Raw genomic sequence first — 428 nt, 5'->3', positions numbered from 1 at the left:
ATGAGGGCTTATAGCTCAGCTGGTTAGAGCGCACGCCTGATAAGCGTGAGGTCGGTGGTTCGAGTCCACTTAAGCCCATTGATTCGAAAGAGTCTATAATTAAATAGGAATCATCCTATATGGGGGTGTAGCTCAGTTGGGAGAGCACCTGCCTTGCAAGCAGGGGGTCAAGAGTTCGAATCTCTCCATCTCCATTCGGATACGGAAGTATCCATAACGTACCTTGAAAACTTCATACAGAATTGATGATAAGACTATCATTTTAGAAATGATAGACCTAAGATATCAAGACATCCGAGAAACAAACCGATTCAAAAGAATCAACAAACACAAGCGTCGTAACGCTATACGACGGGAGCATTAGTGTATACTAAGTGCTCATAACAAGGTCAAGCGAAGAAGAGCGCAGGGTGGATGCCTTGGCACTA

At 44.4% G+C, this 428-nt stretch carries 2 tRNA genes; both read left to right on the top strand.

Features of this window, described 5'->3' with window-relative positions:
* Positions 1-4 precede the first annotated feature (4 nt).
* Positions 5-78, top strand: a tRNA-Ile gene (locus DXB39_RS05540).
* 43 nt (positions 79-121) lie between these two features.
* Positions 122-194, top strand: a tRNA-Ala gene (locus DXB39_RS05535).
* Positions 195-428 lie beyond the last annotated feature (234 nt).

This window comes from Roseburia sp. OM03-7AC (genome assembly GCF_003462625.1).
Classification (GTDB): domain Bacteria; phylum Bacillota; class Clostridia; order Lachnospirales; family Lachnospiraceae; genus Roseburia_C; species Roseburia_C amylophila.
This window is presented reverse-complemented; position numbering and strand designations above follow the sequence as displayed.